The following is a 15,212-nucleotide window of genomic DNA, read 5'->3' on the forward strand; positions in this document are numbered from 1 at the left end:
CGTGGTTTAATACTGCGGCGCCGCCTGCAGCACACCACGGTTATCCCGCCATACGGAAAGTTGCACGGCAAAATCGCGCCGGTGAGGAGCGATGTAATTTTTCGCCTTACTGGCCGAATAGAGTTCGACGGCAACGTTGTATGCCCGGCCCGGCGTAAACTGATAGCCCTGCGTGGGCACGCAATCATCCGCCGACACGGCCAGCCGCCCGCTGTCGTTTTCCCCGAACCGCTTATCCATTTTGTGGCTGACGTTGCCTATTTCCTCAATATAAATAGCACCGATCGTTTCATCACCTTCCGGTTGCACCCTGATGCATACCTGATTCGCTACGACGCTAACTGCGGCCCGCTCCATTGGCGGCCGCGGATCGCCCAGTTGACAGCCAGACATCGTCACGGCCAACAAACACAAGAAAGATTTCTTCATCGCAGGTTACCTTTGGGTAAAAAACGTGGCGCTATAAGATGATTTTCTTCAGCCGCTGTCAATCCGCGTAAAACTAACATTTTCACGTTAATTCATTGCATTACATGTTTTTTAAACCAACGTATTTGGGAGAGGATGACTGATAACGGACAAGGGCGGCAACGAAACACAGGGCGGAGACTGTGGCATATTTACAGCGGTAAGAGGGCCATGAGGCCCTCTAATTCCAAGCGGGGTTATAGACTGCGCTCTAAGGCAACATAGCGCGCTTCTTTCTTCTGTTTCATACGCCAGAACAGCCACAGCATAATAAACCACGCTGGCGTGGCGATAAGCGCCTTGCGGGTATCCGGATCAAACAGCATGATGAAGATGGTAAAGGCGAAGAACAGCAGCGTCACCCAGCTCATCAACACGCCCGCCGGCATTTTAAACATCGACCGCTCATGCAGTTCGGGGGACTTTTTGCGGTATGCCAGATAGGCGATCAGGATCATCATCCAGCTGTACACCACCATAATCGCGGCCAGCGTCGAGACGATGGTAAACAGCGTCATCACGTTGGGCACCAGGAACAGCAACAGCGTGCCGCTTAACATACAAAAACAGGAGAACAGCAGGCTGCGCACCGGGATGCGCGTGGTGCGCGACAGGATGCGAAACTGCCCGTGGGCATGCTTTTCCACCGACAGGCCGTACAGCATACGCGTACTGGAATAGACGCCGCTGTTCGCCGACGACATTGCCGACGTCAACGCGACAAAATTAATCATCGCCGCCGCCGCGGGCAAACCGGCCTTGTCAAACAGCGTCACAAAAGGGCTGCTATCCGGCGAGATCCCCGGCCATGAGGTCACGCCGATAATCACAATCATCGACAGCAGATAAAAAATAATAATCCGCAGCGGCAGCGAGTTAATGGCGCGCGGCAGGATCTTCTGCGGATCTTTGGTTTCCGCGGTCATCGTCCCCAGCAGTTCAATACCGGTGCAGGAGAAGATCGCAATCTGAAAGCCTGCCAGAAAACCGGTGATGCCATGCGGCATAAACACCTGCGGATCGGTGATATGCGTCAGCGAGGCCTGCACGCCGTCCGGCGATGTCCAGCCGGAGGCAATCATCCAGCCGCCGGTCAGGATCAGCGCGATAATGGTGATAACCTTGATCAAGGCGAACCAGAACTCCGCCTCGCCAAACATTTTCACCGACAGCAGGTTAAACAGGCACAGCAGGCCAAGAGTGAATAACGCCGGGATCCAGGCCGACATTTCCGGAAACCAGTACTGCATATAGCTGCCGCACACTACCACGTCGGCAATGCAGGTCACCACCCAGCTCAGCCAGTAGGTCCAGCCTAAAAAGAAGCTGGCCTGCGGGCCGAGGTAATCACCGACAAAATCGGCAAACGAGCGGTAGTCCAGCTTTGACAGCAGCACCTCCCCCATCGCCCGCATCACCATATAGGTAAAAAAACCGACCAGTACATAGATAAGCAGGATCGACGTGCCGGAGATGGCGATATTTCTGCCCGCCCCCATAAACAGGCCGGTGCCAATCGCGCCGCCAAGCGCGATCATCTGGATATGACGCTCACCGAGGCCGCGCGTCAGTTTCTGCGGGGCAGACGTCGTCCGCCCTTCAGGTTTATGCTGTGTCATGGCTATTCCTTCATCAATCTGGCAAAGCGAGATGCGGCGCGGCAGGGCGCAGCTGCAAACAGGTTGGTGATAGCGCAGTCAGCCAGGCGTATCGTCGCCGACCGCGTGATTCATTTCCGGCACCCTAGCGCTGGAAATCATAGATTGAGCCAAGGCGTAAAATTTGCGTGAGCTCGTCAAGCGCCTGCCGCACCTCATACAACAGGTGGGGATCGGCCAGGTCGCGGGCGTGCAGCCGGTCGCGATAATGTTTTTCGACCCACTGCGTCAGGCGGTGATAGCGTTCATCATTCATCAGACTGGCAGCGTTGACGGCGGACAGTTCGGCATCGTTCAACGCCACCCGCAGGCGCAGGCACGCCGGCCCGCCGCCGTTGCGCATGCTCTCACGCAGATCGAATACCGCAACTTCATCAATGGGCGAGCGTCCGTCGCGTGTCAGATCGCTGAGGTATTCCCAGACGTTGGCGCGCTGGCGACACTCTTCCGGCACCACGATCAGCATTTTCCCGTCCGGCTTGCTGAGCAACTGGCTGTTGAACAGGTATGAGGCCACCGCATCCTCCAGGCTGACCCGCTCCTGCGGCACCTCGACGTTGATAAACGGCAGTTCCAGCGCGTCGGCTTTTTCGCGCAGCGCCGCCAGCACCTCTTGCTGGTTCAGAAACGCATGCTGGTGATGGAACAACACGTTACGGTTACTGACCGCAATCACATCGTTATGGAATACCCCGCTGTCGATGGCTGCCGGGTTCTGCTGCGCATAAAGCGTGTATTCCGGCTTCAGTTGATGCAGCCGCGCCACCGCCTGACAGGCCTCCAGCGTTTGACGGGCCGGATACCTGACCGGTGCCGGCCCGCCGCCAAAGGCGCGCCGGCCGTAAACGAACAGCTGCAGCCCCTGCTGGTTATAGTTCTGACACAGCCGGTTATGGTTGGCCGCGCCTTCATCGCCGAAGTCGCTCTGCTGCGGCAGGGCCGCGTGATGGCAGAAGTAACGCTCATCGGCGAAGGTGGCGCGCAGAATCGCCGAGGTGACCGGCGCTTCCTGCGCACGGTGCAGTTTGTTATTCAGGTTGGCGACGGTGAAGTGCAGTTTGCCGTCCGCACTGTCGGCCGACGGGGAAACCGTGGCGGCATTGGCGGTCCACATCGATGAGGCCGAACTGTAGGCCGACAGCAGCTGCGGCGCGTCAGCGGCGGCGCGCTGCACAATCTGCGCATCCGTCCCCTGAAAGCCCAGCGCGCGCAACGCGGCAACATTGGGCCGCGGCTGCGGCGGCAGAATGCCCTGAATATATCCCCGGTCTGCCAGCGCTTTCATTTTATGCAGCCCCTGCAGCGCCGCCTGACGGGGGTTGGACAGCCCGTCGCGGTTGTTCTGCGAGGCTTCATTACCGACGGAAAGCCCGGCATAGTGATGCGTAGGCCCGACCAGGCCGTCAAAGTTGGCTTCAGCGCCCGACATCCACTGCGTTTTTACGGTCATAAGCGTCTCTTTCCTAAGGGTTAAGTGTGAGCACGTGGAGCGGATCCCGTTCGCCGCTTTGCAACGCATCCAGCAACGGCTGGCCAAGCGTCTGCGCTTCTTCCGCCGCGATCAACAGCGCGCGGAAATGGGCAAACTGGTTATTAGCGACAATCACCGGCGATGTCGGATCGAGCGTCAGCTGATGCGCCGACGTACGTTGCACGCGGCGAATCGCCTTGAGCTTATCGGTTTCAGCCTCCAGCACCGGGCCGGCATCAAAAATATCGACTGACCCCTGCCAACTGAATCCCTCTTTTTCCAGGATCGCCCTGGCCGGCGCCGTTTGCGTGTGCACCTGCCCGATGGCTTGCCTAGCGCTGTCCGGCAGCAGAGAGACGTAAATCGGGTAGGACGGCATCAGTTCGGCAATGAAAGTTTTCATACCGCTGCCGCTGAGGCGGTCTGCTTCGGCAAAAGGAATAGCAAAAAAATGGTGGCCCAGCGCATCCCAGAAAGGCGAATGGCCGTTGTCATCAAGCAGCCCGCGCAGTTCGGCAAAAATATGGGAGGAAAACCAGCTCCTGAAGGCTGAAATAAACAGGAAGCGCGCCTTGGACAGCAGCAGCCCATTACGATTTTTTTGATATTCCGGATCGAGGAACAGGGTGCAGAGTTCGCTGTGGCCGGTATGGTCATAGCTCAGATTGAGGAGTTCAAGGTCCTTATACACGCCCAGCTCTTTCGAGGCCCGCACCGTACGCTGCAGGCGGAAGTTATAGAACGGCTCATCCAGCCCTACCGCAACTTCAATCGCGCTGACGCCCGCCACGCACGCGCTCTCGGTGTCTTCCAGCACGAACAGAAACCCTTGCTGAGCGCGCGGTAACTTGCCGGCGAAGGTATCGATACTGCGGCGAATGCGTGCTTCCAGCCGCGCCCTGTCATTGGGCAACGACGTCAGCCCGACGCCCGCGCGTGATGCCAGCCGCATGATGCCATTCAGATCGTCTTCCCGAACGGGTCGAAAAATAATCACTACTGCGCTCCCTAACCAAGCTGACGGAACGTGGCAACACGTCCGGCAGGAATAAAAAAAGCGGGTAAAAAGCACCAACCGCGTCTTCGTTCCCCCCTATTGCATCGCGCTCCTTTCCATGATGAATGCCCACAGTCAACCCGCCGGCGGCCCGGGTAAACGGGACGCTGCATACGTTTTTTTAATGCACGCCTACCCGTTGCGCTGAGAGAAAAATTCATCGCGACTGAGAGGGAACAGGAAAAACCAGACGGTTAGCAGGTCATTACCAATACCTTTTTGGTTGCGTACCTTAATGCTGTGTCTGCTAACGAAATAAAGTCAATACGAAATAACATCAATTTATTCACTTTTTGATAACCTTCAATATTCTGAAAAATAGACATAATTTCACACTTTATTCACTAAATAGCGCGCAAATTGAATAAATATGCGGCACATGTGGGCAATAGAAATGACTTTTTATTCACTTAATCATGCTGCCCGGCGGCTTAAATCCAGTTATTTCCTCTGCCGGGAGATAGCATATTTTTAAAATAGTGTTAACGTTAAGCGCGTACCGTTCATTGCACTAACTTTCCACGTCTACACAACATAATTTTTGGTAAAACAGGCCTATTATGGAAAAGTTATCTTACGCTTCCGAAAGCTCCACCTCTCCTTGGGTAACCTATCTGCGCCAAATCGACCGCGTCGCGCCCCATCTGGGTGACCTGGCCCATTGGATCGAAACGCTGCGCCACCCTAAGCGCGCGCTGATCGTCGATATTCCGCTGCAAATGGATGACGGCACCATCCGCCATTTCGAGGGCTATCGCGTACAGCACAACCTGTCGCGCGGCCCGGGCAAAGGCGGCGTGCGTTATCACCCCGATGTGGATCTCAATGAAGTGATGGCGCTTTCAGCCTGGATGACCATCAAGTGCGCAGCCTTGAACCTGCCGTACGGCGGCGCCAAAGGTGGTATCCGCGTCGATCCTTTCTCCCTGTCTGAAGGGGAACTGGAGCGGCTGACCCGCCGTTATACCAGCGAGATCGGCCTGATTATCGGCCCGCAGAAAGATATTCCCGCACCGGATGTCGGCACCAACGGCAAAGTGATGGCCTGGATGATGGATACCTACTCCATGAACCACGGCACCACAATCACCGGCGTGGTGACGGGTAAACCGATCCACCTGGGCGGCTCCCTCGGCCGCGAAAAAGCCACCGGCCGCGGCGTATTTATTACCGGCTGCGAAGTCGCCAAACGTTCCGGCATTGAGATTGAAGGCGCCAAAATCGCGCTGCAGGGCTTCGGCAACGTGGGCAGTGAAGCGGCTCGCCTGTTTGAGAAAGCGGGCGCACGCATTGTGGCCGTACAGGACCACTCGGCAACGCTGTACAACGAAGCCGGCATCGATTTAACCGAGCTGACCGTCTGGCAAGCCGAAAGCAAACAGATTGCCGGCTTCCCTGGCGCGCAGGAAATTGCCAAAGAGGAGTTCTGGACGCTGCAGATGGATATTCTGATCCCGGCGGCGCTGGAAGGACAAATCACCCGCGAACGCGCGGAGAACCTCAGCTGCAAACTGGTTCTGGAAGGCGCCAACGGCCCAACCTACCCGGAAGCGGATGACGTACTGGCCGAGCGCGGGATCCTGGTGGTGCCTGACGTAATCTGTAACGCCGGCGGGGTAACGGTCAGTTACTTCGAATGGGTGCAGGATATGGCCAGCTTCTTCTGGAGCGAAGAGGAAATCAACCAGCGCATGGACAAAATCATGACCGACGCTATCGCCCACGTGTGCGATAAAGCCGAAGAAAAGAACTGTTCACTGCGTACCAGCGCCTATATCGTCGCCTGCGAACGTATCCTGCTGGCCCGTAAGGACCGCGGTATTTATCCGGGCTGATCGGCAGCGTGCCGTAAGACTGCCAGCAAGGGCGCGGACCGCGCCCTTTTTTGATCTCCCCATTAGGCAGAAAAACATACGAGCCTGGTTGTTAATAGATAAGGGAGAACAAAGAGAAAAACACCAGCAGCATGCCTCCACCGATATTGATGTACTTTTTCAGCGTCAGGGGATCGGCTTTTCTGGCGGAGAACACCAGCGCATAGCTGACCGCAATCAGCCAGACGCTCATCACCGCAATATGCACCGAAGCCAGCAGCAAATAGTTGCCAAGCTCCCCGTGCCGCCCGGCAAACTGCGACACCACCGTCAGATAGAACATAATGGCTTTTGGGTTCAGCACATTGAGCAACCACGCGCTCTTCAACGTGACGCTCCCCCGACCGCTATTCAGCGCCAGCCGCCGTGCGGAAACGCCGCTGCGGATCAGTTGAATCCCCAGCCAGAGCAGGTACAGGTTGCCGGCTATTTTCAGCACGCCGAACGCCGCCGGCGACGCCGCCAATACGGCGGTAACGCCAAGGCCAATCAGGAGTGCATGGGTGTAGATGCCCAGCGCCGTACCGAGCAGCGTTCTGAGCAATCCCTGGCGGCCGTCCGCCAGCGCGCCGTTCATCGCCAGCGTGAAACTCGCGCCGGGAGAAAGCGCGACGGGCAACAGTGCGGGGATAAAACCAGGCAGGTTAATGTCCATAGACGAAGGATAATAGGTAACCGCTTTCGGCTTGGCAAGCGTATGGGGAACGTTGCGGGATGTGCGTTCGCGCGCCGGGAAGAACGGGAAAATCCGCGGCACCAGGCTAAAAAATAGGGGGGAAAGCAATCGGATGGCAGAAATGGTGGAGGCCCTGCCAGCTACATCCCGGCACACACGTCACCTGCTGCGGCTGCTTCCTTCCGGACCTGACCGAGTTCACAAGTTAGTGTTGCGGGAGAACCAACAGGGCCCCCATTGACGGCTTCCATACTGCGAAGCGGTGGGCATTATCGGTGATGGCATCTGAAATAGCAAGCCGGCCAGGACCAACCGCTGTTTTCTTACCCAGCCGGCCTGTGGCACACTGCCAGTCCGACAGCAATACGGCGTATTTATCTCTATGGAATCCACAGACCCGACTTTCCGCCAGCGCGTCTTTCACGTCGTCGCCGCCATTCCCTGCGGCAAGGTGATTGCCTATGGCGACGTAGCCCAGTTGGCCGGCTCACCGCGGGCGGCGCGCCAGGTTGGCGGTATACTGAAGAAACTGCCGGCGGGCAGCACCCTGCCCTGGCACCGGGTGATCAACCGGCACGGCAAGATCTCGTTGCGTGGCGAGGATTTTCAGCGGCAGCGGCAGGCGCTGCTGGCGGAAGGAATTATGTTCGATGCCGAAGGCGCGGTGGACTTTGCCCGTTTCGGCTGGCGGCCATAATAACGCTGCCTTTAGCCAGTAAGCCAAAGGCAGCGGAAAACACCATCGGGTAACGCCGTTACGGCATCGCGGTTGATGCCGCCTGTACCGGTACGTTCTGCACCGGCACCAGTTGCAGGTCGGCGTGGGTGCCGTTGCGGTTGACGACTTCCTGAATCGTGTCGGTGATAAAGCTCAGTTGCCCGTCAACGGTTACCGCCGCACTCAGTATGACGCGGGCATTCGGCTGGATATCCGCCGGGTTGTAGGGAACGGCAAAGGTAAACGGCGCCTGCTGGCCTTCAGTACGGATCACCCGCTGAGCGATCACCTTGGACGGTGCGTCCGCCAGCGAGGCATCGGACAGCGTGACCGTCAGCACCGCATGCGGCGGCAAGGCAATACGCTGGGCGATATTGACCGTCCCCGTCACCGCAGGGCCGGTCACCTGCATTTGTTGTGCGGTCGCCGGGCTTCCTGCTGCCGATGTCGGGGCATCTGCGCCATTCTGGGCACAGCCGGCCAGCGTCACGGCGGCGGCCCCAGCAAGGATTTGCCAGAATTTCATCGAGCGGTCTCCTTCTTTATTATCAACAAATTGGCGGCTTACGCCGTCTTACCCCTTAAACCTAGCACAAAACTCTGAGACATTCCCATCCGCCTGCCGATTAATCAGCCAGCGGGCGTCCGCATGTTTCCATACCGCTACCGTTTGACCATCGCTGCAACGCGCCGCCAGAAAGCCATCCGTCAGCGGCTACCGGTAATCACTTTGCGCCCCGTTGTGTGAGGTTCATACTATGGCAACAGTAGTCGGATTTAGCCGGTTGACGGCTTACCGTGATCTTCCGCACACTACACAAAACAATTATTAGAAGGATTACCTTTTATGAGCCAGGCATTGCAAAACCTTCTTGAGCTGCTCAAGTTGGAAAAAATCGAAGAGGGCCTGTTCCGCGGGCAAAGCGAGGATCTGGGCTTACGCCAGGTGTTCGGCGGCCAGGTGGTCGGCCAGGCGCTCTATGCAGCCAAAGATACGGTACCGGCCGAGCGCAGCGTGCACTCGTTCCACAGCTACTTCCTGCGCCCGGGCGACAGCAGCAAAGCTATCGTCTACGACGTCGAAACGCTGCGCGATGGCAACAGTTTCAGCGCCCGACGGGTCAGCGCCGTTCAGAACGGCAAACCCATTTTCTATATGACGGCCTCGTTCCAAAGCCCGGAAAGCGGCTTCGAACACCAGAACACCATGCCTGACGTGCCGCAGCCGGAAGGCCTGATGTCCGAATCAGAAATCGCGCAGCAGCTGGCGCATATGCTGCCGGAAAAGGTGCGCGATAAGTTTACCAGCCAGAAACCGCTGGAAGTGCGCCCGGTAAAATTCCATAACCCGCTGCAGGGCAAGGTGGACGAGCCGTACCGCTACGTCTGGCTGCGCGCGAACGGCGCCATGCCGGATGATGCGCGTATTCACCAGTATCTGCTGGGCTATGCCTCCGATCTGAACTTCCTGCCGACGGCGCTGCAGCCGCACGGCGTCGGCTTCCTGGAGCCGGGGATGCAGGTAGCGACCATCGACCACTCCATGTGGTTCCACCGGCCGTTCCGCATGGATGACTGGCTGCTCTACGCGGTGGAAAGCACCTCGGCATCCAGCGCACGCGGTTTTGTTCGCGGGCAGTTCTATACCCGCGACGGCGTGCTGGTCGCCAGCACGGTGCAGGAAGGGGTGATGCGCCGCCATACGGCATAACGCCGGCCAAGAAAAAAGGCGATGTTGCCATCGCCTTTGTTGCTTCATCATTATTTTATTATCGATTTACTGGTTGTAGGCGCTTTCGCCGTGGCTGTTGATATCCAGCCCTTCGCGCTCCTGCTCTTCCGGCACGCGCAGCCCCACCAGCACGCCGGCGATCTTGAAGGCGATAAACGCGGCAACGCTGGACCAGATCAGCGTAATGATCACGCTGAGCAGCTGGATCCACACCTGATGCCCCATGGTGACGCCTTCCGCATAGCCGGTGCCTCCCAGTGAAGAGGCGGTGAATACCCCGGTCAGCAGACAGCCGACGATGCCACACACGCCGTGTACGCCAAAGACGTCACAGGTATCATCCACATTCAGCCATTTCTTCAGCGTCACGACGCCCCACAGGCCGGCGACCCCACCGACCAGGCCGATAATCAGCGCGCCGCCAACGCCGACAGTACCCGCCGCCGGCGTAACGGCAACCAGCCCGGCAATACAGCCGGAACAGGCGCCCAGCAGCGACGGTTTGCCGCGCACCAGCCATTCGGCAAACACCCAGGAAAGGATGGCGCCGGCGGTGGCGACCACCGTGTTCAGGAAGGCTAATGCCGCAACGCCATTGGCCTCGCCGGCGGAACCGGCGTTAAAGCCGAACCAGCCGATATACAGAATCGAAGTGCCGGTAAAGACCATCGGCAGGTTGTGCGGTTTGAACGCCTCCTTGCCGAAGCCCGCGCGTTTGCCCAACAGGTAAGCGCCAATCAGGCCGGCGCTGGCGGCGTTGATATGCACCACCGTGCCACCGGCAAAATCCAGCGCGCCGTCGGCCGCCAGGAAACCGCCGCCCCACACCATATGGGCAATCGGCAGGTAGGAGATGGTGAACCAGATCGCCGCGAAGATAATCACCGCGGAAAAGCGGATACGCTCGGCAAACCCGCCCACCACCAGCGCCACGGTAATGCAGGCAAAGGAGCACTGGAATGCCACGTGCACCAGTTGGCTATAAGAGCCGGTAATGCTGTCAATGCCGATGCCTTTCAACATTGCGGTGTCGAAACCGCCGTAAAACGCATTGCCCTCGCTGAAGGCCAGGCTGTAGCCATACAGCACCCACAGCACGCACACCAGCGCAAAGGTCACCATCACCTGAGTGAGCATCGACAGCACATTCTTGCCGCGCAGCAAGCCGCCATAGAATAATGCGATACCTGGTAGAGTCATAAACAGCACCAGTGCGGTGCAAATCATCATAAAGGCGTTATCGGCCTTATCGATGGCCGCCGGAGCAGCCTGAGCCAGAGAAGGCGCCAGGGCTGCCGCACTCAGGCCCAACATGGATAAACGTTTTTTCATTATTGTCTGATCCCCATTTCAGTCGCTGAGTCGGTATTTACAGCGCGGCTTCATCGGTTTCGCCGGTACGTATGCGAATCACGCGCTGCAGTTCGGCCACAAAAATTTTGCCGTCGCCAATTTTGCCGGTGTAGGCGGCTTTGCTAATCACATCAACCACTTCGTCTAATTGATCGTCGGCAATGGCGATATCGATTTTGACTTTGGGTAAAAAGTTGACGCTGTATTCGGCGCCGCGGTACAGCTCGGCGTGCCCCTTCTGGCGGCCAAACCCTTTTACTTCAGTGACGGTCAGCCCCTGAATACCGACTGAGGATAGGGCTTCACGCACGTCCTCCAACTTGAATGGTTTGATCACCACGGTAACCAGCTTCATATTGCCCCTCCACAATTAAACCCAAACTCACCCCTGGTATAAGTCTGAATAAAGCAAAGGCTGTGCCATAAATTGTTTTAGGAGAAAACTCAGCGGATTATCCGTCTGCCGACGGCGGGAGCCTGCAGAAGCGGGCGGAGGAGAGATTGTTGGTTGTTTTTTGCGCACCACGGTAGTGCGCGCTGTATCATTGCGGTGCAAAGCGGGAAATTTACCGGCTAACGTGCCTGATAATGGTGCGTTATCCCGACCGCAGCCGGGATAACGCCGTGATGGGTTTAGACCGGCTGGCTGTCTTCGCGGGTCGCCGCCGCCAGCTCTTCACCCGCCAGCTGCAGCTGATACATCTGGTAATAGCGGCCCCGCTGCGCCAGCAGCTGCTGATGGTTGCCCTGCTCCACCGCGTGGCCGCGATGCAGCACTAAAATGGCGTCGGCATCAACGATGGTCGATAAACGGTGGGCAATCACCACCAGCGTGGTGTGCTCGCGAATCGCCCGTAATGCCCGCTGAATCGCCTGTTCAGTGCCGGAATCAATATTGGCGGTCGCTTCATCCAAGATCAGAATCTGCGGCGCCTGCACCAGTACGCGCGCCATCGCCAGCAACTGCTTCTGGCCGACCGACAGATTATTGCCCTGTTCGCCCAGCCGGGTGTGAATGCCCTGCGGCAAGCCGCGCACCAGCTCCGCCAGCTGCACCGTCTCCAGCGCCTGCCACACCGCCTCTTCGCTGATATTCCGCCCCAGCGTCACGTTCGCCAGCACCGACTCGGCGATCACCACCGGATCCTGCTGTACCATGGCGATCCCCTGGCGCAGCGTACGGTGCGACAGGTTTGACAACGGCCGGCCATCCAGACGAATTTCGCCTTCGCTCACCGGGTAGTAGCCCATCAGCAGGTTAGCCAGGGTGCTCTTGCCGCTGCCGGTATGGCCGACCAGCGCCACAAAACCGCGCGACGGCACGTTGAGCTGAATATGTTGCAGTACCTTCTTGTCAGAACGGTAAGCAAAACTCAGGTTGTCGATATCGATACGGCCGCTCTGCAGCGGGCGCTCATCGGCGCCATACTGCTGCTGACTGCGATCCATCAGTTCGAAAATACGCTCGCCGGCCACCACCGCCTGCTGCAGAATCGACTGTTGCGAGGTCAGCTCAATCAGCGGCTCATTCAGCCGTCCCAGATAGTTGATAAAGGCGTACAACACCCCGACGCCGATAGAGCCCTCGGCGCTAAAGCCAAACAGCATCAGCAGGCCGCACAGCACCAGGGCAGAAAACAGGCTCAGCAGCGGCCGCAGCAAAAAGCCATCCAGCCGCAGCGTCTGCATACGGGCGGTATAGTGCGACCAGCTGGCGTTGCTCATCCGCTCGCCGAAACGCACCTGCTGGCGGAACTGCTGGATCACCCCCATGCCGTTGATCACTTCGTTAAAGCCGTCGTTGATATCCGCCAGATAGCTGCGCACCCGCCGTACGATCGGCGTGCTGTAATACTGATAAATCGCCATTACCAGCAATACCGCCGGGAAGATGCAGATCGCCACCAGCGCCATGCGCCAGTCGAGGCTGAACATCGCCACCAGCATGGCACCGATCAGCGCCGCGCTTTTCAGCACGGTGGACACCACCATCACATACAGATCTTTGATCACCTCGGTGTCATTGGTGACGCGGGAGATCAGCTGGCCGACCGGCTGGGTATCGAACGCGCTGAGCGGCTGGCGCAGCGCGGCATCCATCACATCGGTGCGCAGACGCTGCACCACGCCGACCGCCGCCCGGTTAAACAGTATCGCCTGAAAATAGTGCAGCGCCGCCGCCAGCATCTCCAGCAGGATGTAAGCGCCCGCCAACCCGCAGATAATCATCAGCGGCAGCTGCCCTTTGGCGACATAGTTATCAATAAAATAGCTGATGAGGATCGGGCCGGCCACTTCCGCCGCCGCCGCCACCCACAGCATCAGCACCGCCAGTCCCAGCGGTTTACGATACGGTGAGCCATAAGCCAGCAGCCGCTTCAGCGTCGGCCACAGCTTCTGAACTTTATTCATTGGTTAACATCTCCACGCCGATTTCCGGCGCCTCATCCAGCGCGGCCTCCAACTGCTGATAGCGATACATATCGCGGTACCAGCCCGGCTGCGACGCCAAAACGGCGTGCAGGCCGCGCTGCGCCACGCTGCCATGCTGCAGGACCAGGATTTCGCTGGCTTCGGTCAATGCCGAGAGCCGGTGCGCGCTGATGATCACCGTCCGGTTCTGCCCCCAGCTGCGCAGGTTATGCAGAATCTGGTGCTCGGTACGACCATCCACCGCAGACAGCGCATCGTCGAGGATCAAAATCTCCGCATCCAGCAGCAGCGCGCGCGCAATGGAGATACGCTGTTTCTGCCCGCCGGACAGCATCACGCCGCGCTCGCCCACTTCGGTTTCATACCCCTGTGGCAGGCGCAGAATATCGTCATGCACACTGGCCAACCGCGCCGCCTGCTCAATCTCTTCCTGCGTCGCATCCGGCTTGCCGAGCGCAATGTTGTTCGCCACGCTGTCGGAAAACAGGAACGGCGTCTGGCTCACCACCGACAGGCGGGCGCGCCAGGCGTCCAGCTTCAGCGTCGTCAGCGGCATGCCGTGGTAGCAGATCTGCCCGTCATCAATATCGAACTGGCGCTGGATCAGGGAAAGCAACGTGGTCTTCCCGGCGCCGGTCGGGCCGCACAGGCCAAGCATCTGCCCCGGTTTAAGCCGCAGAGCGACGTCATGCAGCGCCGCGTGCTGATTCTCCGGGTAATGGAAACGGCGGATATCCACCGCCAGCTCACCGCGCCCGGCCGGCAAATCACCTTCGCCGTCCACCACCGCCGGCGCCTCATCCAGCAGGCTGCGCAGGCGGCTGTAGGCGGCGCTGCCGCGTTCGACAATATTAAACATCCACGCCAGCGCCAACATCGGCCAAATCATCAGCCCCAAATACATCACAAAGCTGGTCAGTTGCCCCAAGGTCAGCGTCCCGTTCACCACCATCCAGCTGCCGCCGCCGATAGCCAGCAGGTTGGCGGCGCCGATGGCCAGATAGATGGTCGGATCAAAACGCGCGTCGATGCGCGCCACATGCATATTTTTCGCGCCGGTACGCGCCGCCACCTCGGCAAACTGGTTGGACTGGTGATCCTCCAGCCCGAAGGCTTTGATCATACGGATGCTGGTCATGCTTTCCTGCGCCTGGTCGTTCAGGCTGGAAAACGCCGCCTGCGCCGACTTAAAGCGCTGGTGCAGCTGGTCGCCGTAATACTTGATCACAATCGCCATAATCGGCATCGGGATCAGCGACAGCAGCGTCAGTTGCCAGCTGATTTGGGTACTCATCACGATCAGCACCACCAACCCCATCACCAGCGAATCCACCAGCGTCAGCACGCCTTCGCCGGCCGCGAACACCACCCGATCGACATCGTTGGTGGCTCGCGCCATCAGATCGCCGGTGCGGTGCCGCAGATAAAACGCCGGGTTTTGCCGGCTCAGTTGGCGGTAGAAGTTCTCCCGCAGCTCAACCGCCAGCTGATAAGAGGCGCCGAACAGCAGGACGCGCCAGACATAGCGCAGCAGGTACACCAGGATGGCGGTGGCGATCATCAGTCCCAGCCATGCCAACAGCACGCCGGTAGACATATGCTCTTTGGTTACGCCGTCCACAATCACGCCGACCAGCTTCGGCGGCAGCAGTTGCAGAATGGCGATAATGATCAGCAGCGCCACCGCACCCAGATAGCGGCGCCATTCGCGGCGGAAATACCAGCCGATTTGAGCAAATAATCTCACGCAGTGTTATTCCAGATATTTTGGT

At 58.5% G+C, this 15,212-nt stretch carries 13 protein-coding genes and 1 other RNA gene; 3 read left to right on the forward strand and 11 right to left on the reverse strand.

What is annotated here, in order from left to right:
- Nucleotides 1-6: 6 nt before the first annotated feature.
- From HF675_RS18190 to astA, 4 genes are all read right to left on the reverse strand, one after another.
- On the reverse strand, nucleotides 7-429 hold the full coding sequence (locus HF675_RS18190; RefSeq protein ID WP_187043541.1) for a putative T6SS immunity periplasmic lipoprotein: 423 nt from the start codon (nucleotides 427-429) through the stop codon (nucleotides 7-9).
- Between the two features lie 236 nt (nucleotides 430-665).
- Nucleotides 666-2,087 (reverse strand): amino acid permease, encoded by a 1,422-nt coding sequence (locus tag HF675_RS18195; RefSeq protein WP_111737625.1) that lies wholly within the window; start codon nucleotides 2,085-2,087, stop codon nucleotides 666-668.
- 124 nt (nucleotides 2,088-2,211) lie between these two features.
- Nucleotides 2,212-3,555, reverse strand: coding sequence for an N-succinylarginine dihydrolase (gene astB / locus HF675_RS18200; protein ID WP_105233223.1), 1,344 nt, complete (start codon nucleotides 3,553-3,555; stop codon nucleotides 2,212-2,214).
- Between the two features lie 34 nt (nucleotides 3,556-3,589).
- On the reverse strand, nucleotides 3,590-4,591 hold the full coding sequence (astA, locus tag HF675_RS18205) for an arginine N-succinyltransferase (RefSeq protein WP_232251669.1): 1,002 nt from the start codon (nucleotides 4,589-4,591) through the stop codon (nucleotides 3,590-3,592).
- 623 nt (nucleotides 4,592-5,214) lie between these two features.
- Here astA and HF675_RS18210 point away from each other — a divergent pair.
- On the forward strand, nucleotides 5,215-6,489 hold the full coding sequence (locus HF675_RS18210; protein WP_105230037.1) for a Glu/Leu/Phe/Val dehydrogenase: 1,275 nt from the start codon (nucleotides 5,215-5,217) through the stop codon (nucleotides 6,487-6,489).
- Nucleotides 6,490-6,580: 91 nt separating this feature from the next.
- On the opposite strand, the gene HF675_RS18215 is transcribed toward HF675_RS18210, so the two are convergent.
- Both HF675_RS18215 and ffs read right to left on the reverse strand, forming a co-directional pair.
- Nucleotides 6,581-7,183, reverse strand: coding sequence for a LysE family translocator (locus tag HF675_RS18215; protein WP_187043542.1), 603 nt, complete (start codon nucleotides 7,181-7,183; stop codon nucleotides 6,581-6,583).
- Between the two features lie 152 nt (nucleotides 7,184-7,335).
- Nucleotides 7,336-7,432: signal recognition particle sRNA small type (gene ffs / locus HF675_RS18220), an RNA gene on the reverse strand.
- A gap of 154 nt (nucleotides 7,433-7,586) precedes the next feature.
- On the opposite strand from ffs, the gene HF675_RS18225 reads away from it, so the two are divergent.
- On the forward strand, nucleotides 7,587-7,901 hold the full coding sequence (locus HF675_RS18225) for an MGMT family protein (RefSeq protein WP_105230034.1): 315 nt from the start codon (nucleotides 7,587-7,589) through the stop codon (nucleotides 7,899-7,901).
- Nucleotides 7,902-7,959: 58 nt separating this feature from the next.
- Here HF675_RS18225 and HF675_RS18230 read toward each other — a convergent pair whose 3' ends face one another.
- Nucleotides 7,960-8,448, reverse strand: coding sequence for a YbaY family lipoprotein (locus tag HF675_RS18230; protein ID WP_105230033.1), 489 nt, complete (start codon nucleotides 8,446-8,448; stop codon nucleotides 7,960-7,962).
- Nucleotides 8,449-8,769: 321 nt separating this feature from the next.
- Here HF675_RS18230 and tesB point away from each other — a divergent pair, with 321 nt between their 5' ends.
- Entirely contained in the window at nucleotides 8,770-9,633 is an 864-nt protein-coding gene (gene tesB / locus HF675_RS18235; protein WP_105230031.1) for an acyl-CoA thioesterase II, read from the forward strand.
- Between the two features lie 66 nt (nucleotides 9,634-9,699).
- Here tesB and amtB read toward each other — a convergent pair whose 3' ends face one another.
- The 4 genes from amtB to HF675_RS18255 all read right to left on the reverse strand — a co-directional run bounded on the left by amtB (nucleotide 9,700) and on the right by HF675_RS18255 (nucleotide 15,187).
- The gene (gene amtB, locus HF675_RS18240; RefSeq protein WP_105230030.1) at nucleotides 9,700-10,986 is read right to left on the reverse strand and encodes an ammonium transporter AmtB; all 1,287 of its coding nucleotides are present in this window, start codon (nucleotides 10,984-10,986) and stop codon (nucleotides 9,700-9,702) included.
- 37 nt (nucleotides 10,987-11,023) lie between these two features.
- Nucleotides 11,024-11,362 carry a P-II family nitrogen regulator gene (glnK, locus tag HF675_RS18245; RefSeq protein ID WP_004949337.1) on the reverse strand — a complete coding sequence of 113 codons (339 nt, stop codon included), beginning with the start codon at nucleotides 11,360-11,362 and terminating at the stop codon, nucleotides 11,024-11,026.
- Nucleotides 11,363-11,640: 278 nt separating this feature from the next.
- Nucleotides 11,641-13,419 carry a SmdB family multidrug efflux ABC transporter permease/ATP-binding protein gene (locus HF675_RS18250; RefSeq protein ID WP_105230029.1) on the reverse strand — a complete coding sequence of 593 codons (1,779 nt, stop codon included), beginning with the start codon at nucleotides 13,417-13,419 and terminating at the stop codon, nucleotides 11,641-11,643.
- Complete coding sequence (locus HF675_RS18255) at nucleotides 13,412-15,187, reverse strand: SmdA family multidrug ABC transporter permease/ATP-binding protein (protein ID WP_105230028.1); 1,776 nt, start codon at nucleotides 15,185-15,187, stop codon at nucleotides 13,412-13,414. Before HF675_RS18255 ends, HF675_RS18250 begins: the two co-directional genes overlap by 8 nt.
- Nucleotides 15,188-15,212 lie beyond the last annotated feature (25 nt).

The sequence above is a fragment of the Serratia sp. JUb9 genome, from assembly GCF_014298095.1.
Taxonomy (GTDB): domain Bacteria; phylum Pseudomonadota; class Gammaproteobacteria; order Enterobacterales; family Enterobacteriaceae; genus Serratia_B; species Serratia_B rhizosphaerae.